The following is a 25,356-nucleotide window of genomic DNA, read 5'->3' on the forward strand; positions in this document are numbered from 1 at the left end:
ATTATTTTGACATTTTACCCGTTGCGCAACTCACGAAAGATTTAGCTTTAGATACTAATCCGTTTTCATCTTCTATAGATGGATAACCTAAACTTCTTAGTTTTTGTTTTACCTCTATTGCATCTTCAGGATTTGGGCAATCAAAAGTGACTTTACTTTCTTCTACATCTACATTTATATTTGAAATTGCTTCAATTTCTGATAATTTAGTTGAAATGGTATTTGCACAACCACCACATTTTAGGTTTTGAACTATTATTGATGTTTTCATATTTGTTTTTATTTATAATTTAAAATTCCGCCTTCCAAATCATAGATGTCTTTAAAACCTCTTTCTGCTAATTTGTTGGCTGTTTGTCTGCTTCTATTTCCGCTTTTACAATAAATGTAAACTGGTTTTTCTTTGTCTAATTTGTCAAATTCTACATTAAATTTCCCTGAAAAAAAGTCTATATTTTTAGCGCCTTCAATATGACCTGCTTCAAATTCAGCTGGCGTACGTACATCTATTAATTGCACGTCTTTATCTTGTATTTGGGCTTTAAATTCTTCTGGAGATAATACTTTTATTGGTTTATCTTGTACTGAATTATTTCCGAATAAAAATGAAAATATTGACATAATGAGTATGTATTTCATCTATAAAAATTTCTATAAAATTACGTCAATTTGTTACTATTGTTGGTAACCTTTGTTACAAAAAAAGTGTGTGTTACAGATTTGTAACACACACTTTTAACTAACTAAAAAACTTAAAACTACTTTAATGTTGATGGACAAACATAGTCTGTTACTGGTATATCTGTTTTTTTGATAGCACCGTAACCACCACCAACATCTATTAAGTTGTGGATGCCTCTACTTTTTAAAATAGAAGCTGCTATTACAGATCTATATCCTCCTGCACAATGCACATAAAATGTTTTGTTATCAGGAAATTCTTGTAAATAATTATTTATGTAATCCAATGGTGTACTTTTTGCTCCGTCAACATGTTCGGCAGTAAACTCTCCATTTTTTCGTACATCAAATACAACGTCTTTATTATCTTCAAAACGGTTTGCGAATTCTTCTGCTGAAATTGAAGTTATAGTATCATACTCTTTACCAGAATTTTTCCAAGATTGAAAACTACCATCTAAATAACCTATTACGTTATCAAAACCAACGCGAGATAAACGTGTTACCACTTCTTCTTCTCTTCCTTCTGGAGCTACTAAAAGTATTGGCTGACTTACATCTACAATTAAAGCACCAACCCAGGGAGCAAATCCACCATCTATACCAATAAAGATTGAACGAGGAATGTGTCCTTTTACAAATTCTGATTGATGACGTACATCTAAAATAATAGCTTCAGTTTCATTTGCTGCAGCTTCAAAAGCTTCTGGTGATAAAGGGTTATTAGATTTTGTGATAACGTTATCAAAACTTTCGTAGCCAGTAATATTCATCATTACGTTTTGAGGAAAATATCCTGGTGGCTCTGATAAACCATCTAGTACTTCTTCTATAAATTCTTCTTTGGTCATATCTGCACGTAAAGCGTAATTTACTTCTTTTTGATGACCAAGTGTATCTGTAGTTTCTTTACTCATATTTTTACCACACGCAGATCCTGCACCGTGATTTGGATACACAATTAAATCGTCACTTAATGGCATAATTTTGTTACGTAAAGAATCATATAGATAACCTGCTAACTTTTCTTGAGTTAAATCTGCAACAACTTTTTGAGCCAAATCTGGACGACCAACATCACCAATAAATAATGTATCACCAGTAACAATACCATGTTCTTTACCATTTTCATCTATTAAAAGATACGTGGTGCTTTCCATAGTATGACCAGGTGTATGGATTACTTTTATCTTGTAGTTACCAACTTCAAAAATTTGTCCGTCTTCTGCTACAATAGCATCGTAATTTGGTTTGGCTGTTGGACCAAAAACAATGCTTGCTCCTGTTTTTTCTTTTAAATCTAAGTGACCAGAAACAAAATCTGCGTGAAAATGCGTTTCAAAAACATACTTGATTTTTGCATCGTCTAATTTTGCTCTATTAATATATGGCTGAACTTCGCGAAGCGGATCTATTATTGCTACTTCTCCATTGTTTTCTATGTAATACGCTGCGTGAGCTAAACAACCAGTATAAATTTGTTCTACTTTCATGTTATTTTATGTTCTGATTCAATTTTAAAAATTGATTATTAATGGGTTATAAAATTAATTGATTTGTAATTATATAGATGTAACAAAAGTTACAATTATCATTTAGTTAACTCTTTGAAAATTATATATATTCCCATAACGAGTACAAACCATCCAAATCCTTTTTTAAGTTTTGCGCCTTCAATAAATTTTGAAAGATACGTGCCGATAAATATACCAATAATAGAGATGGATGTAAAACTTAATAAAAACAACCAATCTATTTCTATATTTTGAACATCTCCAATAAATCCTATTAACGAGTTAATAGCTATGATTAATAACGAAGTTGCTACAGCATTTTTTATAGACATTCTAGCAAAAAACATTAGTGTTGGAATGATTAAAAATCCGCCACCAGCACCAACTAATCCTGTTAAGACACCTATAAATGCCGCTTGAAAAAAGAAAACCACAAAATTAAGGCTTACATCTTCTTCTATAACTTCTTTTTTACTTTTTAACATAGATATTGAAGCTAAAAGCATTAATACTGCAAATAGTAACATTATTGCAATATCTTTTGTGATTATAAAATTGTTTATTTTATAAAATTGTTCTGGTATTGCTGGCACTAAATACTTACGTGTTAAAAATACTGCTGTAAATGCAGGAACTGCAAAAACAATTGCTGTTTTAAAGTCTACTAATTTTTTTTGAATGTTTTTTAAAGCTCCAACTAAAGCAGAACTACCAACCACAAATAAAGAATATGCTGTAGCTGTAATTGGATTGATCCCTAAAAGATAGACTAATATAGGAACTGTAAGTATTGATCCGCCACCACCAATTAAGCCTAAAACAAGACCTATTAGTAATGCGCCTATGTATCCAAGTATATATTGTATTTCCATAGTTAAGAGTTAGTACTCAAAACTAATAATGATTAGCTTGTTTTTTTGTAACATTTGTTACAGGTTTATAAGTCAAGTACTTTAATATTATTTCTGTGTAGCTCTATGCGACCATTTATTTCTAGAGCTTTAAGTAGTCTTGATATTACAACCCTTGATGTATGCAAGTCTGAAGCTATTTCTTGATGTGTAACATGTATCACTTCGTTATGATTTACCATTGCTTTATCTTTAAGGTACTTAAATAGTCTTTCGTCCATTTTTAAAAAAGCAATAGTATCTATAGCTTCTAAAAGCTCGGTCATTCTGTTTTGATAGCTTTGCAACACAAAATTACGCCATGACTTATACTTGCCTAGCCACTCTTCCATTTTTTGAACTGGCACCATTATTAATCTTGCATCTGTTTCGGCTATTGCTCTTATTTCACTTTTAGAATCTCCTAAACAACACGACAATGTCATTGCACAAGTATCACCTTGTTCTATAAAGTAAAGAATAAGCTCATCTCCTTCTTTATCTTCTCTTAAAATCTTAATGGCTCCGCTAATTAATAGTGGCATAGATTTTATGTAGTCTCCTATTTCTATCAATTTAAGTCCTTCTGGAATATCTCTATAAGTACCAACATTGTTTATTTCTTGAAGTAATTCATCTTCAAATAAATAGCCATAATGCTGCTTAAGCTCTTCTATCATTTTAGAATAATTTTTCTACGTAAAGTTATGTATTTTAAGTAATATTAAGTTTAAGTTTGCTAAAATTTAATACCTGTTTATGCTAAAAGCTATTTTATTTGATATGGATGGTGTTATTGTAGATACTGAGCCTTTACACTACAAAGCTTACCATAAAATGTTTGAGGATTACAAGATTGTTGTAGATAAAGATTTGTACGAAAGTTTTACAGGTCAATCTACTAAAAACGTGTGTACTAGATTAGTTAATCATTTTAGTTTAGAGGCACATCCTAAAGATTTAGAATTATGTAAACGCAGTCATTTTAATAGTCTTTTTGAAACTGATGAAAGCCTACAATTATTAGATGGTGTTTATGATATAATTGTTGATTATTATAACAATGGTTTAACTTTAGTTTTAGCATCTTCTGCATCAAATAGCACTATTGAAAAAGTATTTACACGATTTAAATTAGATTCATTTTTTAAGGCAAAAATTAGCGGCGCTACTTTAAAAGCATCAAAACCACATCCAGAAATTTTTGAAAAAGCAGCACAATTAGCCAATACAAAACAATCTGAATGTATTGTAATTGAAGACTCTACAAACGGCATAGAAGCTGCAAAATCTGCTGGTAGTTACTGTATTGGTTATGATAGTTTACACTCTAAAAACCAAGACTATTCTAAAGCCGATTTAGTAATAACTTCTTTTAAACAAATACCTTATCAAAAAATAAAGTCACTTATTTAATTTTTCGGCTTATGACGGATGTCATATTTTAAACTGTTTTTCCGCACTAATTTTGACCTATAAAAAATTAGTTATGTGCTTTTCATTAGTAAATAAATACAATGTAGCAGGACCTAGATACACAAGTTATCCTACGGTTCCTTATTGGAATACAGAAGCATTTTCATTAAATCAATGGAAAGAAAGCCTTATTAAAGCTTTTAATGAAAGTAATCAAGAAGAAGGTATAAGCCTATACATTCATCTACCTTTTTGTGAAAGTTTATGTACTTTCTGCGGATGCAATAAGCGTATAACCAAACGTCACGAAGTAGAATCGCCATATATTAAAGCTGTTTTAAAAGAATGGGATTTATACTGCGAATTGTTTGATGAAAAACCAATTATTAAAGAACTTCATTTAGGTGGCGGAACACCAACATTTTTTTCACCAGAAAATTTAACCCTTTTAATTAATGGTCTTAAAGCAAAAGCAGAACTTGCTGATGAGTATGAATTTAGTTTTGAAGGTCATCCAAATAACACCACAAAAGAACATTTACAAACCTTATACAATTTAGGATTTAGACGTGTTAGTTTTGGTGTACAAGATTATAATCCTACTGTGCAAAAGGCAATACACCGTATTCAACCTTTTGAAAACGTAAAACGCGTAACAGAACAAGCTAGAGAAATTGGTTATACCTCTGTCGGACATGATATTATTTTTGGTTTACCTTTTCAAACAGAAGCGCACGTAGAAGAAACCATAAAAAAAACAAAAGCACTATTACCAGACCGTATTGCATTTTACAGTTATGCGCATGTCCCATGGATTAAAGGAAACGGACAACGCGGATTTAAAGACAGCGACTTACCAAAAGCAGATAGCAAACAAAACCAATACCAATTAGGTAAAAAACTGTTGGCAGATGCTGGTTACTATGATATTGGTATGGATCATTTTGCTTTACAAACAGACAGTTTATATAAAGCCAGTAAAAATGAAACAATGCACCGTAACTTTATGGGTTACACTGCATCAAAAACCAAAGCGATGATTGGTTTAGGTGTATCTTCAATAAGCGATAGTTGGTACGCATTTGCTCAAAATGTAAAAAATTTAGAAGATTATTATCAGCTTTTAGATGAAGATATAATTCCTGTATTTAGAGGTCATATTCTTACCAAAGAAGATCTAATTATTAGACAACACATTTTAAATTTAATGTGTCATTTTAAAACAGAATGGATGGCAAATGGCTTGTATTTTGATGAAATACCAGAGATTTTAATCAAATTACAAGAAATGCAAGATGATGACTTAGTACATATAGAATTAAACCAAATCTTTGTAACAGAAAAAGGAAAACCTTTTGTTAGAAATATTTGCATGGCTTTTGACATGTTGTTACAACGAAATAAGCCAGAAACACAACTTTTTTCTATGACTATTTAGCCATTTTTCTAACATAAATAAAAAATAGCTTTAACTTTACGTGAATATTGAAATAAACAAACCTTATAAATAACTCTTAAAAAACAAACCGATGAAAAAAATAATCGTCCCAGTAGATTTTTCCGAACATTCAAATTATGCTTTACAAGCTGCAGCACAATTAGCAAAAAAATATGATGCAGAAATTTTAGCATTACACATGTTAGAAATCTCTGAAACTATATTAACAAAAGGAGAAACAGCTTTACAAGACGAAACTGTTTTCTTCATAAAACTTGCAGAAAAGAAGTTTAATGAGTTTTTAGAGCAAGACTTTTTAGAAGGTATTAGTGTAACACCAATTGTTAAACACTTTAAAGTATTTAGCGAAGTAAATGATGTTGCTAAAGAACAAAATGCAGACATGATTGTAATGGGATCTCATGGTAGTAGCGGTATTAAAGAAATATTTGTAGGATCTAACACAGAAAAAGTTGTTAGACATGCAGATATACCTGTATTAGTTGTTAAAAACCAACCTGCTACTTTAAGTTTTGATAATGTGGTATTTGCTTCAGATTTTACAGAAAAAAGTGTAACACCTTATTTAAACGCTACTCAGTTATTTAAAAGCTTAGGTTCTAAGTTACATTTATTATATGTAAATACACCAGGAGACAACTTTAAAAGCTCTCAAGAAATTGAGCAAACTGTTGCCGACTTTTTAAAGAAAGCAGATGGTGATTTAAGTCAATTAGACAAAGTAAAGTACGTAGCAGATTACACAGTAGAAAAAGGTGTTTTAAACTTTGCTAACGTTTCTGGTGCAGATGCAATAGCTGTAGCAACACATGGTCGTACAGGATTTACACATTTCTTATCTGGAAGTATTTCAGAAGATATTGCAAATCATGCTTCATTACCAGTTATTACTTTTAAAATCAAGTAATTATATTTTAAATACATTTAAAAAGCCAGCTTTTTATGCTGGCTTTTTTATTTCCTAACAGTTGTCATATTTTGTTAGAATAATTTCAACTAATTTTAAGTAAATCAAAAACTTAAGGTTATGAAACATATTTTAGTTCCTGTAGATTTTTCAGATAATTCTTGGACTGGACTTGTATATGCAGTAAAGTTATATAAACATGAATTGTGTACTTTTTATTTGTTACACACAGAAGTTTTGGATCCAGAAATACTAGCTTCTCTTAACGAAGTTTATATAGAAAACGTTTTAAAATTAGGTAACGACCAACTAAAACTTTTTAAAGAGCAAATTGAAACTAGTGATCATAATGCTAATCATGAGTTTAAAACTATTATCAAGTTTCAACCGTTAACTCTAGCTGTAAAAGAAGCTGTAAAAGAGTTTTCTATAGATTTAGTTGTTATGTGTACAAAAGGTACAAAAGATAATCTTACTACATTTTTTAGCACTAATAGTGTTAATGTAGTGCATAAAAGATTGTCATGTCCTGTACTAATTATACCAGATAATTATGATTACAAACCAATACAACAAATCGCTTTTTCTACAGATTTAAACCGTTTTTATACTACAAAAGAACTCACAATTATCAACGATGTTGCTTATGATAACAATGCAGCACTAAGAGTTATGCATATTGAAACTGGCTCATCCCTAACTAATATCCAAGAATATAACTTATCTGTTCTAAAAAAGAGTTTACAAGGTTTTGAAACTCATTACCATAGCGTACCAAGTTTTGATAAAAAAGCTGAAGTCATCAATACATTCATTAAAGATTTAAGCATTGGTTTACTAGTCATGGTTAACTATAAACACAGCATTTTTGAAAAAATAATAAATGAACCTGTGATTAAAAAAATTGGTTTTAATCCGCAAATACCATTTTTAGTTATCCCAAATCACAACAGTGATAACTAAGCTTTACATGATAATTATCATAGTTATTACAAGCTATTAGACGTACTTTTAATTATATAATTATTAACCCAAAATTTAATAAGATGAAAACTAATAAAGGAACAATCGTAGAATGGTACAGTGCAGAACGTATGCACGAAATGTCTAAAAACTGGTTATCAGATTTAAATTTTATAAAAGACGAACAAGTTTTTTTAGAAGAATTAATTACTAATTACACTCAAAAAATATTAGAAGACGAATCTTTAACCAGAGCTCAAACTGCTACAACTGCTTTATACAGAACCAAAAGAGGTTGCGAAAAACTAATAAATCAAATCGTACAACACGAAAATGATTTAAGATTAATGGTAGATGGTAAAGATGAAATTGAAAAAGAAACCAAATACAAAGAAGAACACAGAGAAATTACTGGTGTAATAAGTTCATTTTACCACGATTATAAAGCTGTAAAATTTGAAATTTTTGAACTGATAAAAGACATTATCAAAATTGATAAAATGGCTCACCTTATCAAATAAAACACATGAAATATCTGTTTTCAATATTATCTCTAATCTTTTTATATACCTGCGAAAACACAACGCAGCTTGTAGACTATTGGAAAAATCCAACAATTCAAAACTATACACCAAATAAAGTTTTGATAATTGGTATGACCAAAAACCAAGAAGCAAAAGAAGAGTTTGAAAACGAATTTGAAACACAATTACAATTACTAGGTATTGATGCAGATAAAAGTCAAGTGGTTTTAGGTAAAGACTTTTTAAACAGAAAATACACTCAAGCTGAAATTAAAAAATTTGAAGATTCTTTAATAAAATTAAACTATGACACCGTAATTTTTTCAAGAATTATTGGTGTAAAAAACAAGATTAAATACTCTGACCAATATTATAAAGACCACACAAAACAAGAGAATTTTAAAGAAGAATTTATAGCTTATCAAGATCAATATTATAATCCTTCATATTACGAAAACTACAATGTTTATAATGCCGAAACTAGCGTTTACTGTTTATGTCCTGACAAAGACAGAAACCTAATCTGGAAAGGTTATATAGATATTATTGATCCAACTAGCATAAAAGAAAGCGTAAAAGATTACATTAAAATGGTTATATTGGTATTAGAGGAAGAAACAATAATACCAACACCTCAATAATCATGTTATCAAAATACTTTGGTGTTTTTTTATTTTTGGTCCTACTTGCCGAAATTTTAGGTACAGTTGGAGGTTTTGGCTCGTCTGTGTTTTTTGTTCCGGTTGCTAATTTCTTTTTAGATTTTCAGACTGTTTTGGGTCTTACTGCGCTATTTCATTTATCTAGCAACCTGGTTAAAATAGCTTTTTTCAAAAAAGGAATTGATAAACAAATCATTTTGTATTTAGGTATTCCTGCTGTTGTTTTTGTTATTATTGGTGCTTACGTAAGTCAGTTTTTCAACACCAAATTACTCACTTATTTTTTAGGTGGATTTTTAATTGTACTTAGTCTTATCTTTTTAATTTTTAAAAAATTAATCATAAAAGCATCTAATAAAAATGCCATTTTAGGAGGTGTTTTATCTGGTTTTAGCGCAGGTTTATTAGGTACTGGCGGAGCAATAAGAGGCATAACTCTTTCTGCGTTTAAAATGAATAAAGAAAAATTTATTGCTACGTCTGCAATTATAGATCTAGGCGTAGATTTAAGCAGAAGTGTTGTATATTACAACAATGGTTACATACAAAAAGACATTTTATACCTCATCCCTATTCTATTGGTAATTAGTATTATTGGGACTTACATTGGTAAAAAAATCCTAAACAAAATATCTCAAGATCAATTTAGAAGTTTTGTACTAATACTAATCTTAATTATTGGTATCTCTAGCTTTGTAAGTCTTTGGTTTTAATCGTGAAGAATAAACAAAGGTATTTTTGCTACTTTACTATGCTTTGTAATTGGTGATCCTTTAAAAAGTCTTTCAAAAAAAGTAGTTTGCTGTATAATAAACACCTCAAAATCTATAGTATTTGTTTGCACATAAGTATCTACAACATAGTGTAATGGCACATTAGTAATATTGAAATAGCTATAGTTTTCTTCTGAAAAGTTTGAATTTAAAACCTCAACATCTGCTTCTTTAAAGCTATCATTTTCAGTTTCTATAACTCTAAGAACATGAAATTTAGTTTCTTTATTATGTAAAAGACTAGAAATTAAGCTTAATCGTGTTTTATTTAAATGATCTTTTTCATCTAAAGGAATTAAAACTTCGTTAGGTGTTTCAAACTTAAAATCCTTTGGAATAACAAGTGTTGGACATTTAACTTTTCTAATTACATTAAGTGTATGACTACCAAAAACAACCTCATCTGCACCTGTCACACCGTTAGTTCCCATAACGATTAGGTCTATATTTTGAAGCTGTATTAACTGATTGATTGCATCTGTAAACACATCGTAATCTACATGAGAGTTTATAGTATGCTTATCGTTTTTATATGACGTTTTTAAACTGTTTACAAGGTCTTCTAAATCTTCTTGTGGCGACTTTACGATACTTGCATACAAATTATCTGTGCTACTTGTCATCAAATCTGCAGACGTAAATGCAGATGCTTTATGCACATAAACTAAATGAAACGTTGTTTCATTATTTTCAAATAACTGTAAAGCATAATGAATCGCGTTTTTTGAAGCTTCAGAAAAATCAGTAAGTAACAGAATGTTTTTCATATAAAATAGATTGGTTTTGAGATTTCAATTCAGCATGAAATTCAAAAAATAAAGATAAGAAGAAATTAGTGACAATTAATAGCGCCTTCTACCATTTCTATAACAGGAGCTGGAGAAATATAAGGAATACCAAGACCTAAACCTCTTAAAATAAATAGCGCACCAATAATCACAACAAAAACAGGTATTGCCTTTTGGATGCGTTGTTTGGCTTGTACATTTAAAAATTTACCTAAATAAATAGCGCTAGTCATTAAGGGTATTGTGCCTAATCCAAAAAAGAACATATATAAACTACCTTGCCAAGATGTACCAGTTGCTATTGCTCCAAAAACTGCCATATAAACTAATCCGCAAGGTAAAAACCCGTTTAAAAAACCAATGGTTAAAAAAGTATCTGCGGTTTTCTTTTTTAAAGCTTCACCCATTTGTTTTTTTACAAAAGCTACCACTTTGTAAATAGGTTTTACTACAAAGTTTTGTCCTATTTTTTTATACGGAAACACAACAACAACTATCATTAAAACGCCAATAATGATAGAAAGTCGTTGCTGTAAACCAAAAACATATAAGCTTTTACCAATTAAACCGAAGATTAAACCAATAATACTATAAGCTAGTAAACGACCAATGTGATAAGCTGTAATTTGAGATATTTTTTTAAAAGAATTACTTCTATCAACAGGCAACATAAAGGCAATAGGACCGCACATTCCTACGCAGTGAAAACTTCCTAATAAACCAAATATGATAGCCGTAAGTAGCATTTTAATATAAAATTTCTTCTTTATAAAGGTAGTTGTTACCTTTGTAATTCCAATCTATTTTAATGTTCCAACGACCATCTAACAAACGTTTGTCAGGTATGAGCAAATTGTGGTTAGACAGAGAAATTGTGGTTTCAAAGTCCAATTGTTTATTAGATGGTCTATATAGGAACACTTTACCTGAAATATTTCTTGGCTCTAAATTTTCAGGAAAACTGATTAGCATGCCTTCTTCTGTTTTTCGCCACTTCAAGTTAGCAGACAGTGTTTTGGCATTTTTTTCTTTATCTATATCGTTTTGGTATTTTAATTCTTGTTTATAGTAATCTTCTGTAACTAAATCATGATCTAACTTCTTGTCAGTATTCATATTGATAACAAAGTACATTATAAAGCTAATAAAGCCAATAAATGCAATTACAATTCCGGTTCCCCAATTAAGTTTCATATCTCTAATATTTTTATGGCATTACCTTACGCAAGCTTCAGGTCAGGCTTTCGGTAGTCGCGCTTTACAAGGCGCTCCAACAATACCTCAATCCTTAATGCAAGGTATACTTGCCATTATTTTTTTATTCTTTCAATGTTTATTTTTTAGAAACTTCTAGGACCTAAAAAGTTAACCTTAGTTGTTTCTATTAATTTGTCTTTGCTAAAAATTTCAATAGTTAATTCGGTCTTATCACCTTTTAATAAACTTTGGTCAAGCTCTATAAATAAAGTTCCTTCTTCTAAACCTTGTTTAGGCACTGTTACTGTATTTTCTGTAGATACTAGTTTTACTGTACCTTTATAATCTTTTAATTTAAAGCTAACGTCTTCAACTGGTTCTGTTGTTTTATTTACCAATTTATAGGTAAATACGTTACTTATTATATTGTTTTCTTTATGCTCGTATAACTGTCCTGGTAACCTTAATACGCGTGCTTCAAGTTCGTTTCTTAATTGAAGCATTGCAATTAAAACACCTATTAAAACTGTTAATACTACAATATAACCTTTAAGCCTTGCTGTAAGCTTAAATGGCTCTTTGTCTTCAATATTATCTTCGCTTGCATACCTAATAAGTCCTGTTGGTAAGCCAACTTTTTCCATTATTGTATCACACTCGTCAATACAAGCTGTACAGTTAACGCATTCTAATTGTGTACCGTTTCTAATATCAATACCTGTAGGACAAACATGTACACATTGAAAACAATCAATACAATCTCCATGTCCTAAAGCTTCTCTGTCTTCATCCTTACGCCATTTTTTGCGTCCATTTTCGCCTTCTCCACGTTTATGGTCATAGGCTACAACAATAGATTTAGTGTCTAAAAGCACACCTTGTAAACGACCGTAAGGACAAGCAATGATACATACCTGCTCTCTAAACCAAGAGAAAACAAAGTAGAAAATACCTGTAAATATTAGTAACGGAATTAATGTACCTAAATGTGCTAACGGACCTTCTTTTATATATCCTAAAAGCTTATCACTACCAATTAAATAAGCTAAAAAGATATTGGCAATTAAAAATGAAATAATTACAAAAATAGTGTGTTTAAGAACTCTTTTTCTTATTTTTTCGCTAGTCCATCCAGATTTTTTAAGTCTTAATTGTTTTCCTCTATCACCATCAATCCAATATTCTATACGTCTAAAAACCATTTCCATAAAAATGGTTTGCGGACAAATCCAACCACAAAAAATACGACCAAAAGCTACAGTAAATAGAGTAATAAAAATTACACCTATAATCATTGAGATTACAAACAGGTGAAAATCTTGAGGCCAAAACGGAAAGCCGAAAATGTTGAAACGACGCTCCAAAACATTGAACATTAAAAACTGATTGCCATTTATTTTAATAAACGGTGCTGTAAATAAGAAGGCTAGCAAAAAGTAACTTACGTACTTTCTGTAATCATAAAACTTACCGCTTGGTTTTTTTGGAAAAATCCAAGCGCGTTTTCCTTCTTCGTTTATTGTTGCAATCGAGTCTCTAAAACTCTCGTTGTTTGGAGCTTCCATTTTAACTTATTATTAATCGTTATTTTCTGCTGGAGTAGATGTTTCTACTTCAATAACTTCTGTTTCTATAACTTCTTCTGGCACTTCTACATTATCAACACCTTCTGGTTTCCAAATATCTCCTTCTGGTTCTTTTGGATTTGCTGGTGTTGTACCTTCTAAAGACAATACATAACTAGCTACTTGCGCCATTTCTATTGGTTTTAAATCGTTTTTCCAAGAAATCATTCCTTTTCCAGATCGTCCACCTTCTGAAATGGTATGGAATACATTTTTAATTCCACCTCCTAAAATCCAGTAGTTATCTGTTAGGTTTGGACCAATTCCTCCTCCACCATCTGCCATGTGACAAGCTACACAGTTAGCATTAAAGATTGATTGACCAGCTTTTAAATCGGCAGCATCTGTTAATAGAGTTACCGTATTAACATCGACTAAGTTTTTAGCTGTTTTCTTATACTCTTCTATTTCAATTTTAGCTTGTGCATATTCTTTTTCTAATTCTTCTGCTGCAAAATCTGCTGTTCCAATAACATGAAATCTTACTAAGTAAACTGCTGCAAATACAATTGAAATATAGAATGACCATACCCACCAAGGTGGTAAGTTATTATCTAACTCTTTAATACCATCGTAATTGTGGTCTAGGATAATTTCATGTTCTTCCTCAATTGGTTTTTGTTTACCTTTTAATTTATCGTAAATGTTATTTAAGGCTTTAAATTGAGGCGTTTTTGTTTTACTAGCTAAGTAACGTTCTTTACCAGCTTCATCTAAACTTTGGAAAAGCACGTTTTCTATAGAACCTACTATTCCTTCTATTGCTATAAGTACTAATAAAATTAATAGTAAGAACAGCATGATAACAGGATACTTTAAAAAAGCTGGCTCGTCTCCTGAATCCACGAAATACTCGATTAATCCGAATATTGTGAAGAATATTACAGGAACTCTTACATATGATGGGAATAAATTTCTCATGATTCTGATTCGTTTTGGTTGTCTAATTCTAACGGTATATTACTTACTTTAGAGATGTAGTCTTTTTTGGCGGTGATTACCCACCAAAAAAGAACTACAAAAAATCCAAAGAATATAAGAAGTGATAATATTGGGTATATCTCTACACCTGCTATTGTCTCTAAATGATTTTTTACAAATTTCAACATGACGTATTAGTTTTGAGCTGTTGTTTCTTCTGTTTGTTCTACTTTAATATCTGTACCCAAACGTTGCAAGTATGCTATTAAAGCTACAATCTCTCTGTTTTTCATTTCTACAAAGTCTGCACCAGCATTTTTCTTACTTGCTTCGTAAGCAGAAGCAAAATCTGGATCGCTGTAAAGGTTTTTTTCTATTTGAGTACCTTGTTCAGTCATTTGAGCTTGAGCATTTGCAATATCTTCGTCCGTGTAAGGCACACCTAAAGATACCATTGCACGCATTTTAGCTTCGGTTTGAGATTTATCAAGCTCGTTATCAATTAACCATTTATAGGCTGGCATGATTGATCCTGATGATGTACTTTGTGGATCATACATATGGTTGAAGTGCCAGTTATCATTATACTTTCCTCCTAATCTATGTAAATCTGGACCTGTACGCTTACTTCCCCAAAGAAATGGATGATCGTAAACAAATTCTCCTGCTTTACTATACTCACCGTAACGCTCAACTTCACTTCTAAATGGGCGTACCATTTGAGAGTGGCAACCTACACAACCTTCACGTATATAAATATCTCTACCTTCTAACTCTAACGGTGTATAAGGCTCTACACTACTAATAGTTGGAACATTAGATTTTACCATTATTGTCGGTACAATTTGAATAATACCACCAATTAAAATTGCGATAGTAGCATAAATAGTTAATCTAATTGGTTTACGTTCTAACCAAGTGTGCCAACCTTCTCCAGCTACACGTTTTTTAGATACACGTTGCAATGCTGCTGCTTCAGCAAGTTCGTCTTCAACTTTACTACCTTTAGCAATAGTAACAACAATGTTGTATACTAAGATTAACATTCCTGTAAGGTATAACGTACCTCCTATGGCACGCATCCAGTACATTGGGATAATTTCTGAAACAGTTTCTAAGAAGTTACCATACACTAACGTACCATCTGGATTAAATTGTTTCCACATACTAGCTTGAGTAAATCCAGCAACATACATTGGTAACGCATACATTATAATACCTAAGGTACCAATCCAGAAATGTAAATTAGCTAATCCTACCGAATGTAATTTAGTTTTAAATAACTTTGGTACTAAATAATAAATCATACCAAAGGTTAAGAAACCATTCCATGCTAAAGCACCAACGTGGACGTGAGCAATAATCCAATCTGTAAAGTGAGCAATTGCATTTACATTTTTAAGAGAAAGCATTGGTCCTTCAAATGTAGCCATACCGTAACCCGTAATAGCAACTACCATAAATTTAAGCACTGGATCTACACGAACTTTATCCCAAGCACCACGAAGTGTTAATAATCCATTAATCATTCCTCCCCAAGAAGGCATTAATAACATTACAGAGAATGTTGTTCCTAAACTTTGAGCCCATTCTGGTAAAGCGGTATATAATAAATGGTGTGGACCAGCCCATATATAAATAAATATTAAAGACCAGAAATGTATAATTGATAATCTATAAGAATATACAGGTCTATTGGCTGCTTTTGGCACAAAATAGTACATTAAACCTAAAAATGGTGTTGTTAAGAAAAATGCTACCGCATTATGACCATACCACCATTGTACCAATGCATCTTGTACACCTGCATAAACTGAGTAACTCTTAAATGCACTAACAGGTAATTCTAAACTGTTAAATATATGTAATACTGCAACAGTAACAAACGTTGCTATGTAAAACCAAATTGCAACGTATAAGTGACGTTGACGACGTTTTAACATAGTACCAATTAAATTAACTCCAAATGCAACCCATATAAGTGCTATTGCAATATCAATTGGCCATTCTAACTCTGCATATTCTTTTGATGTTGAAAACCCTAAAGGCAAAGTAATTGCAGCACCGACAATAATTAACTGCCATCCCCAAAAGTTTATGTTACTTAGTAAATCGCTAAACATTCTGGCTTTTAATAATCTTTGCGAAGAGTAATAAACACCTGCAAAAATTGCGTTACCCACAAATGCGAAGATAACGGCATTGGTATGTAATGGTCTTAAACGACCAAAACTTAACCATGAAATCCCATCTGTCATATTTGGGAATAAAAACATGAAAGCTAAAATTAGTCCTACTAGCATACCAACTACTCCCCAGAGCATTGTTGCATAGAGAAACTTTTTAACAATCTTGTTATCGTAATAAAATTGTTGCATTTCCATAATAATTGTGATTAGTCTTTGTTGTTTTTAGTTATTGTTTTGTTTGTTTTTATAAGTTCGTCTTCAAAAAGCATTCTTACAGATGGTGTATAACCATCGTCAAATTGCCCGTTTCTTACAGCCATAATAAAGGCTACAAAGAAAATTACAGCTACAATAATGCTTACCGTTAATAATATATATATAACACTCATACCTAATTAGAAGTTATGTTTCAAAATTACTTTAGATGTCTTGTTTAAAAGATGATATTTATCATGTTTAAAATTATTTTAGTTTTCGGCCAATCCAGTTTGTAGCTATTGTTGTGAAAATCACAATACTTATAGAACTTAAAGGCATCAATATTGCTGCAATTACTGGCGCTAATTGTCCTGTAACAGCAAAATATAATCCTATAACATTGTAAAAGAATGACAGTAAAAAGCTCCATTTTATAATTTTTAATGCACTTTTTGAAGCCTTGATATAACTATACAAGTGATTAAACTTAGAAGCATCCAAAATAGCATCGCAAGCCGGAGAAAACACATTTATATTTTCTGAAATCACAACACCAACATCACTTTGTGCTAATGCACCAGCATCATTCAATCCATCACCAACCATAAGTACTTTTGCACCCTCAGTTTGATGGTATTTTATGTATTCTAACTTATCGTCTGGTTTTTGATTAAAAAGCAGCTTGGTTTTTGATGGCAGTAGTTTTTTAAGATTTTCCATTTCACCTGAATTATCCCCAGAAAGTATCGCTAAGTCGTAATCTTTTTTTAGCTTATTAAATAGTTTAGACAATCCTTTACGATAGCTATTATAAAAGGTGAATTTTCCTTTATAAATACTATTAGAACTTACGTGAACAGCTGTATTTAAAACCTCTGTTTCTGTTTGATAACCTACAAATTTTGCAGATCCTATTTTTATGTTTTTTGAAGCATGAGAAGCTTCTATACCTTGTCCTAAATGTTCTTTATAAGTATCTAAAGTAATAATATTATGCTCGTCTAAAATATCATAAAGACTTCTACTTAAAGGATGATTAGATCCTCTTAATGTATTTTTTAGTAAGATTTCTTCTTCAGTAGTAAGTGGCAAACCTTCATATTTTGCTTCACTTTTTTTGTTTGAAGTAATGGTTCCTGTTTTATCAAAAATAATCGTGTTTATATGCGATAATTGTTCTATTACCGAGGCATTTTTTAAATAGAATTTCTTTTTACCAAAAATACGCAACAAGTTTCCGAAAGTAAATGGAGCAGATAACGCTATAGCACAAGGACAAGCAATGATTAAAACAGCAGTAAACACATTCATCGCTTTAGAAGAGTCTGCATAAAGCCAATATGCAGTTGCAACAAAAGCTATACTTAAAATAATGATTGTAAAACGCTTACTTATAGCGTTTGTTAGCGTTGTAAAACCATCTTCTTTATTTTTATTAAAGACATCATTACTCCATAATTGCGTTAAATAACTTTGCTCTACAGACTTTATGGCCTCCATTTCTATAACTCCAGATGTTTGTTTTCCACCTGCAAATAATTTATCTCCAGATGCTTTTTTTACAGGTTCAGACTCGCCAGTTACAAAGCTGTAATCAATTTTTGCGCTACCATTTATTAAAATACCATCTACGGGAATTAACTCTTGATTTCTTATTAATAATCGGTCACCTTTTTCAATATCATAAACTTGAACTGGCACTTCTTCATTATTAATAATTTTTGTGACCGCAATTGGAAAATACGATTTATAGTCACGCTCAAAAGATAAAAATGAATAGGTTTTTTGCTGAAAGAATTTACCAAGTAATAAGAAAAAAATCAACCCTGTTAAGCTGTCAAAAAATCCTGATCCGTAGTTGAAAATAATTTCTATCGTACTTCTTAAAAACAATACTATTGCACCTAAAGCAATCGGTATATCAATATTTAAAATCTTGGTTTTAATAGCTTTATACGCCGAAATAAAATAATCTTGTGCCGCATAAAACACAACAGGTAAAGAATACGCAAACATCAACCATCTAAAGAGATGTTTGTATTTTTCTAGCCAATACTCGTCTACCTCAAAATACTCAGGAAACGATAAAAACATTACGTTACCAAACGCAAAACCAGCAACACCAAGCTTGTATATTAAGCTTCGGTTAACGTTTTCTTTTCCTGTTTTATAATCGTCTAAACTAATGTACGGCTCATAACCTACAGAGCTAAGAAGCAAGACAAGTTCCTTTAAACTAAACGTTTCTGTATTATACGTTGCTCGTACAGTTTTTTTTCCAAAATTGACTTGAGATTGAGAAATAGCAGGATTTAATTTGTTTAAATTTTCTAAAATCCAAATACAAGAACTACAATGGATATGCGGAATGTAAAGCGTAACAATTTGTGTTTTGCCATCGTCAAACTCTACTAATTTTTCGATAATTTTTTCTTGTGAAAGAAAATCGTACTTACCTTCTATCTCTTTAGGAACAGCTCCTGGCGAAGCTTGAAGGTCATAGTAACATGTTAAATCGCTTTCCGAAAGGATTTCGTAAACCGTCTTACAACCATTACAACAAAACACTTTTTCTTCTTTTGTTGTTTTAGTGTCAGAACATGCATCACCACAATGATAACATACTTTTGCGTCCATAATTTGCTCATTTTACCTGTAACAAAGGTTACAATTTCCTTCCTTTAAATTTATGATATTTGTCATAATATACATATTTTTGAATTGAAAGAATATTTTATTAGGTATGAGCAAATGTGAGCAGTGTATTGTTAGGCAATTTAATAGTTTAAAAACTCTAACAAAAGATGAGTTAATGCGTGTATCTGCGTGTAAAACAACGCAGGTAATTAAGAAAGGTGACACCATTTTTGAAGAAGGTGACACGCTAAACGGTATTTATTGCATTAGAGATGGTGTGTGCAAAATGACTAAATTAAGTGAGAATGGTAAAGACCAAGTTGTAAAACTTGCACTTAAAGGCGGAATGATTGGTCAACGCTCTTTAGTTAGTGGAGAACCATCTAACCTTACTGCTACTGCTGTAAATGATATGCAAGTTTGCTTTGTTCCTAGAAGTGAAATTATCCAAGATTTACAAAAAAACCCTGATTTTTCTATGGACGTATTAAAAAATATGGCCAAAGATTTAAAAAACTCAGATGATCAGCTTGTAGACATGGCACAAAAAACGGTAAAGCAACGTCTTGCTAATACGCTTGTTTACATTCATCAAAAATTTGGGAGTGATGAAAATGGTTTTTTGGTACTAACCTTATCTAGAGAAGATTATGCCAGTATTGTTGGTACTGCTACAGAAAGTGCTATTAGAATCTTATCTCAATTTAAAAAACAAGGATTAATTAGTACAAAAGGAAAGCAAATAAAAATTGAAGATGAAACTGGTTTACTTAGAGTTGAATAAACAGTGAAAAGAATTTTTAAATAAAAAAAGGTGCAAAAATATATTTGCACCTTTTTTATTATAGTTAGTTATTCAGGTAAATTTTAATTATTGATAAATCTTTATATAGTCTATAATAAATTGTTGAGGGAAAATTGAATCGTCCACATCTGGTCCACCAAAACTACCTCCAATAGCCATATTTAGAATAACAAAAAATGGTTTATTAAAAGGATAGTTCTTTTCATTTTTTTCTTCAGGTGAAAAAGTATACACCAACTGATTATCTATATAAAATTGAATAGCATCTTTGCTCCAATTTGTTTTATAGACATGAAAACCTTCTTCAATATTCTCTAAAGTTTCTACATTAGTATTTATAGATTGACCAAAACTAGATGGTGTATGTAAGGTTGTATGGATCTCATGAGGTGTTTTACCAACATACTCCATTATGTCAATTTCGCCACAAGCAGGCCAACCTACTTCTTCAATATCTGATCCTAGCATCCAAATTGCTGGCCATAAACCATGTCCTTTAGGTAGTTTTGCTTTTACTTCTACTGTTCCATAAGTAAACTGAACTTTATCTTTAGTTGTTATTCTTCCAGAATAGTATTTAGTAGAATCTTTTGTCGCAGTAATCACCAAATTACCATCTTTTAAAGATACATTGTCTTTAGTGTAAAATTGTCTTTCGTTATTTCCCCAACCACAAAGGGTTGGGCAACCATTACCTAACTCGTAATTCCAATATGTTTTATCTAGATTTTCAGCGTTAAAATCTTCAAAAAAAACAATATTTTCCTGCTTTTCTTCTTTACAAGAAAATATTGTTATTAGACTAATTATAAATAATAAATATTTCATTTAAATTTTAAATTCTGATGATAATTTTGCTGAAGAATCTCCTCCAACAAATACTTTGAAATCTCCTTTTTCAATAATAAATTCACCTAAATTATCATAGAACCCAAGTTCATTTTCTGTTAAAGTAAAAGTTACAGTTTTTGTTTGGTTTGGTTCTAATTCGATCATTTCAAAACCTTTCAATTCTCTTACAGGTCTTGTTACACTTGCAAATAAGTCTCTTATATACAATTGTGCAACTTCTTTTCCTTTATAGTTACCAGTATTGCTAATTTCAACAGAAACTTTAACGGTTTTATTTTCAGCAAAAGTGTTTTCTACTTTTAAGTTGTCATATTTAAACGTCGTATAACTTAAACCATAGCCAAATGGATATAATGGTAAATTGGTTTGATCTGTGTAATGTGACCAAAACACTTCGTCTGGCGCTGGCATATTTGGTCTTCCTGTACTTTTATAATTGTAATAAATAGGTACTTGATTTACGTTTTTAGGAAACGTCATTGGTAATTTACCACTTGGGTTATAATCACCAAATAATACTTGCGCTATAGCATTACCGCTTTGGCTACCTAATTGCCACACTTCTAAAATTGAAGGAATATTTTGATCTGCCCAATCTATTGCCAATGGTCTACCGTTATGTAATACTAAAACTATGTTTTTATTTACTTTGTAAACCGCTTCTAAAAGTTGCTGTTGTACACCAGGTAAACCAAGGTTTGCTCTACTTCTACCTTCACCAGATTGCATACCATGCTCTCCTAAAGCCATAATTACAACATCCGAAGATTTTGCTAAAGCTACAGCTTCTGCAAAACCAGAAGTATCATCTTCATTAATTTTTACTTCTTTTGCAAATGACGTGTTTTCTGTGATTACATCTGCGCCTTTAGCGTATGTAATTGTATTACCTGTATAGTTTTTTAAACCTTCTAAAAGTGAAACTGCTGTACCTTCGTCTGCAGCTAATCTCCAGTTTCCTAATGGACTTGTTTTATCATCTGCTAAAGCACCAATAACTGCTATTTTTTGACCTTCTTTTTTTAAAGGCAATAACTGATTTTGATTTTTTAAAAGAACGATAGATTTTTTAGCCACATCTAAAACTGTGTTGTTGATTGCTTCACTACCAATAACTTCTTTTTCTCTTTCTGCGTTGCAATATTTGTAAGGATCATCAAATAAGCCTAATTCAAATTTTACTTTAAGAATACGTCTTACTGCATCGTCAATTAAGGCTTCATCTACCTCACCTTCTTTAACTAAAGCAGCTAAATGTTCTACGTATAAATACGATTCCATGTCCATATCTGAGCCAGCGTTTGCAGCATATTTTGCAGCTTCTTTACCATCTTTAGCGTAACCATGAACAATCATTTCTGCAATTGATCCCCAATCTGAAACTACAAACCCGTCAAAGTTCCATTTTTCTTTTAAAATGTCTCTTTGTAACATCTTGTTACCGGTTGCAGGAATTCCGTTTAACTCATTAAAAGAATTCATAAATGTTCTTACACCTGCATCTGAAGCGGCTTTAAAAGGCGGTAAAATAATATTATTTAGTGTTGAAGTACCAACATCTACAGTATTGTAATCTTTACCAGATTCTGCAAAACCATAACCCGCAAAATGTTTAGCACATGCTGCAATAGTTAATGGCGATGACAAATCTTCACCTTGAAAACCTTGTACTCTAGCTACACCAATTTTAGAACCTAAAAACGGATCTTCTCCTGCGCCTTCCATAACGCGTCCCCAACGTGCATCTCTTGAAATGTCAACCATTGGCGCAAACGTCCAGTTTATACCTGATGCTGCTGCCTCTTTAGCTGCAACTTCTGCAGAATTTTTAATAGCTTCTAAGTCCCAACTTGCTGCTTCTGCTAAAGGAATAGGACTTGTAGTTTTAAAACCATGAATAACATCGAAACCTATAATTAAAGGAATACCTAAACGAGTTTCTTCTACAGCTATTTTTTGAACAGCTCTAACATCTTTAACGCCTTTAACGTTAATCATTGAACCTACATAACCCTTACGAAGATGCTCATATTTTTTTTCGGCTTCTCCATCTGAAGGCGCTGGTCCAGTTACATCCCAAAACCCATTATACTGGTTCATTTGACCAATTTTTTCTTCTATGGTCATTTTAGAAAGTAACGCCTCAACCTTATCTTCAACAGAAAGTGTTTTAGATGTTTTTATATCGTCTATTGATTGGTTACTCTCGCTACTATTTTTGCAAGACGTAACGAGAATAACACAAATCAATAATACATTTAAAATATTATATTTCATTTTATTGGTACACTCTTACGTAATCAATTTCCATTGAACTTTGAGTGAATGCAGGATCTATATCTCCTCCAAAAGTTCCACCCATTGCTACATTTAAAATCAAGAAGAAATCACTATTGAATGGCGATGAACCTGTGTTAGCATAGGTATGAAACACCACATCATCTACAACAAACTTAATTGCTGTTGGAGACCATTCTACTGTGTAATTATGATATTCGGTACTTGCTGTTTCTACAGTAGTAGATCCACCATCTGCGTTACCTGCAAACGCTTCTGGGTAATGTAAGGTACCATGAATGGTATTTTGATCATTTCCAACATGCTCCATAATATCAATCTCTCCGCAAGCTGGCCAAGCATTAGTATCATAATTAGCGCCAAGCATCCAAATTGCTGGCCAAGTTCCGCCACCAGTTGGTAATTTAGCTCTTACTTCTACTCTTCCGTAAGTGAATTCGTATAAGTTTTCTGACTTAATTCTTGCTGATGTATAACCACTACCCGTATTAATTGCAGTAATGATTAAGTTTCCGTTAGAAACTTCAACATTTTCGGTATTACTTGTATACGTTTGGGCTTCTTGATTTCCCCATCCATCTACACCAGTTCCTAAATCATAAGTCCATTTTGTTGGATCTGGAGCACCATCTACATCAAATTCATCTTGCCAAGCAAGTGTATTATAATCTGAAGTAAAACCTTGCGTTGGTTCTTGAGTTGTAAAGGTATGGTACCATGCTAAATCTGGATTTTGAGAATCTATACATCTTACTCTTAATAAAGACGATGTTAACTCGATAATCTCATAGCTAGAAGCTCCAACATAATATCCCATAAAGTTATTGTTAGAGAAATTCATTACTGTTCCTCTAGATGTAAAATCTGCATCTGGCACAGTACTCCAATCTATAGAAGTTGGCGCAAGAGACACTAAACTTGTTCCTGAAGTATCAAAATCGTAACAAAAATCATATCCAGCGCTACCACCAACAACAGACTCATAAGCTCCGTTAAAGTAAGTTTGCCCGTTATTGTTAAGTTGATAAGTTAATTGCTCGTTTGAATCTAAAGAGAAAACTAATTGATCTTCATAAATACAACTACTTTCAGCTGAACCTGCTTTTTCAAAAGGTTGAGCTGCGTACCATTGTGGATACCAATAGCCATCACCAACTGATCCATTAGCAGGTCCAACACCTAGGTGTGCAGATTCTGCAGCAGCCCAATACCAAGTTTTTGAGCTTCCTGGTCCACCTGATAATAATTCTTTAGCTTCAAAATCATCAAAAGAACTAAAAACTTCAATAGTTATACTTCCTGTAGTTGCATTACCACCTGTACCTACAGCACTTACAACTACGTTATATGAATTTACACCAACTAGATTAAAACGATGGTTAACTTCTCCTGAAGGAACCATTTGATTTTGTCCATCACCAAACTCAAAATCATAAGTAATAGCATTATCAGAAGTAGCAGTTAATATAACCATACCGCTTCCATCACCATAAGGATTATTTGCATCTACACCAATAATTTCTGCACTTATTTGCAAATTGGTTGGTGTTATAATTTCTCCAAATTCTGCATCGTCTTCTTGACAACTAAATGTCAAAAACGACATTGCAAGAATAAATAATAGATTTATTTTTAAATTTTTCATCTTTTTCTTTTTTTAATAATTACAATAACATCTATTATTAGTTAACAAACAATGATACATTATCTATATTAACTTCTCCTACTTCTGCACCTAAATCGAATATTATTCTTGCATCTGTAGCACCAAAATCTGTAGCTGTTAATGTTAATGTATATGTTGAAACACTAGATGTTATGTTTACTGTTTCTGTATTATTATTCCATGGATCTGCACTTAATCCTATACCTGCTATGATAGATCTGTTTACATCTGACCAAGCATCAAAACTTAATGTATATGTGTTACCTTGAATTATTTCTAACTTTTGACTAACATTTACATCGTATGGGTTTCCTGCTGCTGTTACGTTTACAGAATAATATGTGTTACCCGAATTGGTTACTACTGGAGCAGAAGTACTATCATCTACTCC

At 31.7% G+C, this 25,356-nt stretch carries 26 protein-coding genes; 8 read left to right on the plus strand and 18 right to left on the minus strand.

Annotated elements, in window-relative coordinates:
- Position 1 precedes the first annotated feature (1 nt).
- The 5 genes from WA327_RS12920 to WA327_RS12940 form a co-directional block, all read right to left on the minus strand.
- Positions 2-271 (minus strand): heavy-metal-associated domain-containing protein, encoded by a 270-nt coding sequence (locus WA327_RS12920; protein ID WP_336070389.1) that lies wholly within the window; start codon positions 269-271, stop codon positions 2-4.
- Positions 272-279: 8 nt separating this feature from the next.
- Positions 280-639 (minus strand): rhodanese-like domain-containing protein, encoded by a 360-nt coding sequence (locus WA327_RS12925; RefSeq protein WP_244906276.1) that lies wholly within the window; start codon positions 637-639, stop codon positions 280-282.
- 119 nt (positions 640-758) lie between these two features.
- Positions 759-2,174, minus strand: a complete 1,416-nt coding sequence (locus tag WA327_RS12930) for an MBL fold metallo-hydrolase (RefSeq protein ID WP_336070394.1) — start codon at positions 2,172-2,174, stop codon at positions 759-761.
- A 98-nt stretch (positions 2,175-2,272) separates the two neighbouring features.
- On the minus strand, positions 2,273-3,067 hold the full coding sequence (locus tag WA327_RS12935; protein WP_027879833.1) for a sulfite exporter TauE/SafE family protein: 795 nt from the start codon (positions 3,065-3,067) through the stop codon (positions 2,273-2,275).
- Positions 3,068-3,132: 65 nt separating this feature from the next.
- Positions 3,133-3,765, minus strand: coding sequence for a Crp/Fnr family transcriptional regulator (locus WA327_RS12940; RefSeq protein ID WP_336070396.1), 633 nt, complete (start codon positions 3,763-3,765; stop codon positions 3,133-3,135).
- A gap of 79 nt (positions 3,766-3,844) precedes the next feature.
- Between WA327_RS12940 and WA327_RS12945 the strand changes: the two genes are divergently transcribed.
- The 7 genes from WA327_RS12945 to WA327_RS12975 all read left to right on the plus strand — a co-directional run bounded on the left by WA327_RS12945 (position 3,845) and on the right by WA327_RS12975 (position 9,729).
- Complete coding sequence (locus WA327_RS12945) at positions 3,845-4,501, plus strand: HAD family phosphatase (protein ID WP_336070398.1); 657 nt, start codon at positions 3,845-3,847, stop codon at positions 4,499-4,501.
- A gap of 73 nt (positions 4,502-4,574) precedes the next feature.
- Positions 4,575-5,939 carry an oxygen-independent coproporphyrinogen III oxidase gene (hemN, locus tag WA327_RS12950; protein ID WP_336070400.1) on the plus strand — a complete coding sequence of 455 codons (1,365 nt, stop codon included), beginning with the start codon at positions 4,575-4,577 and terminating at the stop codon, positions 5,937-5,939.
- A 91-nt stretch (positions 5,940-6,030) separates the two neighbouring features.
- Positions 6,031-6,867, plus strand: a complete 837-nt coding sequence (locus tag WA327_RS12955; RefSeq protein ID WP_336070402.1) for a universal stress protein — start codon at positions 6,031-6,033, stop codon at positions 6,865-6,867.
- 120 nt (positions 6,868-6,987) lie between these two features.
- Complete coding sequence (locus WA327_RS12960; protein ID WP_336070404.1) at positions 6,988-7,830, plus strand: universal stress protein; 843 nt, start codon at positions 6,988-6,990, stop codon at positions 7,828-7,830.
- 83 nt (positions 7,831-7,913) lie between these two features.
- The gene (locus WA327_RS12965; protein ID WP_336070406.1) at positions 7,914-8,351 is read left to right on the plus strand and encodes a hypothetical protein; all 438 of its coding nucleotides are present in this window, start codon (positions 7,914-7,916) and stop codon (positions 8,349-8,351) included.
- 5 nt (positions 8,352-8,356) lie between these two features.
- Positions 8,357-8,995, plus strand: coding sequence for a hypothetical protein (locus WA327_RS12970; RefSeq protein WP_336070407.1), 639 nt, complete (start codon positions 8,357-8,359; stop codon positions 8,993-8,995).
- A gap of 2 nt (positions 8,996-8,997) precedes the next feature.
- Entirely contained in the window at positions 8,998-9,729 is a 732-nt protein-coding gene (locus WA327_RS12975) for a sulfite exporter TauE/SafE family protein (RefSeq protein ID WP_336070409.1), read from the plus strand.
- Here the strand turns inward: WA327_RS12975 and WA327_RS12980 are convergent.
- The 9 genes from WA327_RS12980 to WA327_RS13020 form a co-directional block, all read right to left on the minus strand.
- Positions 9,726-10,556, minus strand: coding sequence for a universal stress protein (locus WA327_RS12980; protein WP_336070411.1), 831 nt, complete (start codon positions 10,554-10,556; stop codon positions 9,726-9,728). The two genes, WA327_RS12975 and WA327_RS12980, sit on opposite strands and share 4 nt — an antisense overlap.
- A gap of 65 nt (positions 10,557-10,621) precedes the next feature.
- Entirely contained in the window at positions 10,622-11,323 is a 702-nt protein-coding gene (locus WA327_RS12985; protein WP_336070413.1) for a sulfite exporter TauE/SafE family protein, read from the minus strand.
- 1 nt (position 11,324) lies between these two features.
- A complete protein-coding gene (locus tag WA327_RS12990; RefSeq protein ID WP_304145286.1) occupies positions 11,325-11,771 on the minus strand; it encodes a FixH family protein in 447 nt (148 codons plus the stop codon).
- A gap of 146 nt (positions 11,772-11,917) precedes the next feature.
- The gene (ccoG, locus tag WA327_RS12995) at positions 11,918-13,339 is read right to left on the minus strand and encodes a cytochrome c oxidase accessory protein CcoG (RefSeq protein WP_336070416.1); all 1,422 of its coding nucleotides are present in this window, start codon (positions 13,337-13,339) and stop codon (positions 11,918-11,920) included.
- Positions 13,340-13,351: 12 nt separating this feature from the next.
- A complete protein-coding gene (locus WA327_RS13000; protein ID WP_106678554.1) occupies positions 13,352-14,320 on the minus strand; it encodes a cbb3-type cytochrome c oxidase N-terminal domain-containing protein in 969 nt (322 codons plus the stop codon).
- The gene (locus WA327_RS13005) at positions 14,317-14,508 is read right to left on the minus strand and encodes a cytochrome c oxidase subunit IV (protein ID WP_027879818.1); all 192 of its coding nucleotides are present in this window, start codon (positions 14,506-14,508) and stop codon (positions 14,317-14,319) included. The genes WA327_RS13000 and WA327_RS13005 overlap by 4 nt, the downstream gene beginning before the upstream one ends.
- A 6-nt stretch (positions 14,509-14,514) precedes the next feature.
- Entirely contained in the window at positions 14,515-16,704 is a 2,190-nt protein-coding gene (gene ccoN, locus WA327_RS13010) for a cytochrome-c oxidase, cbb3-type subunit I (RefSeq protein WP_336070419.1), read from the minus strand.
- Positions 16,705-16,715: 11 nt separating this feature from the next.
- On the minus strand, positions 16,716-16,898 hold the full coding sequence (gene ccoS, locus WA327_RS13015; protein WP_027879816.1) for a cbb3-type cytochrome oxidase assembly protein CcoS: 183 nt from the start codon (positions 16,896-16,898) through the stop codon (positions 16,716-16,718).
- 73 nt (positions 16,899-16,971) lie between these two features.
- Entirely contained in the window at positions 16,972-19,344 is a 2,373-nt protein-coding gene (locus tag WA327_RS13020) for a heavy metal translocating P-type ATPase metal-binding domain-containing protein (protein ID WP_336070422.1), read from the minus strand.
- Between the two features lie 175 nt (positions 19,345-19,519).
- On the opposite strand from WA327_RS13020, the gene WA327_RS13025 reads away from it, so the two are divergent.
- Positions 19,520-20,128, plus strand: coding sequence for a Crp/Fnr family transcriptional regulator (locus WA327_RS13025; protein ID WP_336070424.1), 609 nt, complete (start codon positions 19,520-19,522; stop codon positions 20,126-20,128).
- An 87-nt stretch (positions 20,129-20,215) separates the two neighbouring features.
- Here the strand turns inward: WA327_RS13025 and WA327_RS13030 are convergent, their stop codons facing one another.
- The 4 genes from WA327_RS13030 to WA327_RS13045 all read right to left on the minus strand — a co-directional run.
- On the minus strand, positions 20,216-20,977 hold the full coding sequence (locus tag WA327_RS13030) for a glycoside hydrolase family 16 protein (protein WP_336070426.1): 762 nt from the start codon (positions 20,975-20,977) through the stop codon (positions 20,216-20,218).
- The gene (gene bglX / locus WA327_RS13035; RefSeq protein ID WP_336070427.1) at positions 20,978-23,278 is read right to left on the minus strand and encodes a beta-glucosidase BglX; all 2,301 of its coding nucleotides are present in this window, start codon (positions 23,276-23,278) and stop codon (positions 20,978-20,980) included. It abuts the gene before it with no gap.
- Between the two features lies 1 nt (position 23,279).
- Entirely contained in the window at positions 23,280-24,944 is a 1,665-nt protein-coding gene (locus WA327_RS13040; protein ID WP_336070429.1) for a family 16 glycosylhydrolase, read from the minus strand.
- A gap of 37 nt (positions 24,945-24,981) precedes the next feature.
- Positions 24,982-25,356, minus strand: a 375-nt coding sequence (locus WA327_RS13045) for a carbohydrate binding domain-containing protein (RefSeq protein ID WP_336070431.1), incomplete at its 5' end; no start/stop codon positions are given.

The sequence above is a fragment of the Mesoflavibacter sp. CH_XMU1404-2 genome, assembly GCF_037029465.1.
Taxonomy (GTDB): Bacteria; Bacteroidota; Bacteroidia; order Flavobacteriales; family Flavobacteriaceae; genus Mesoflavibacter.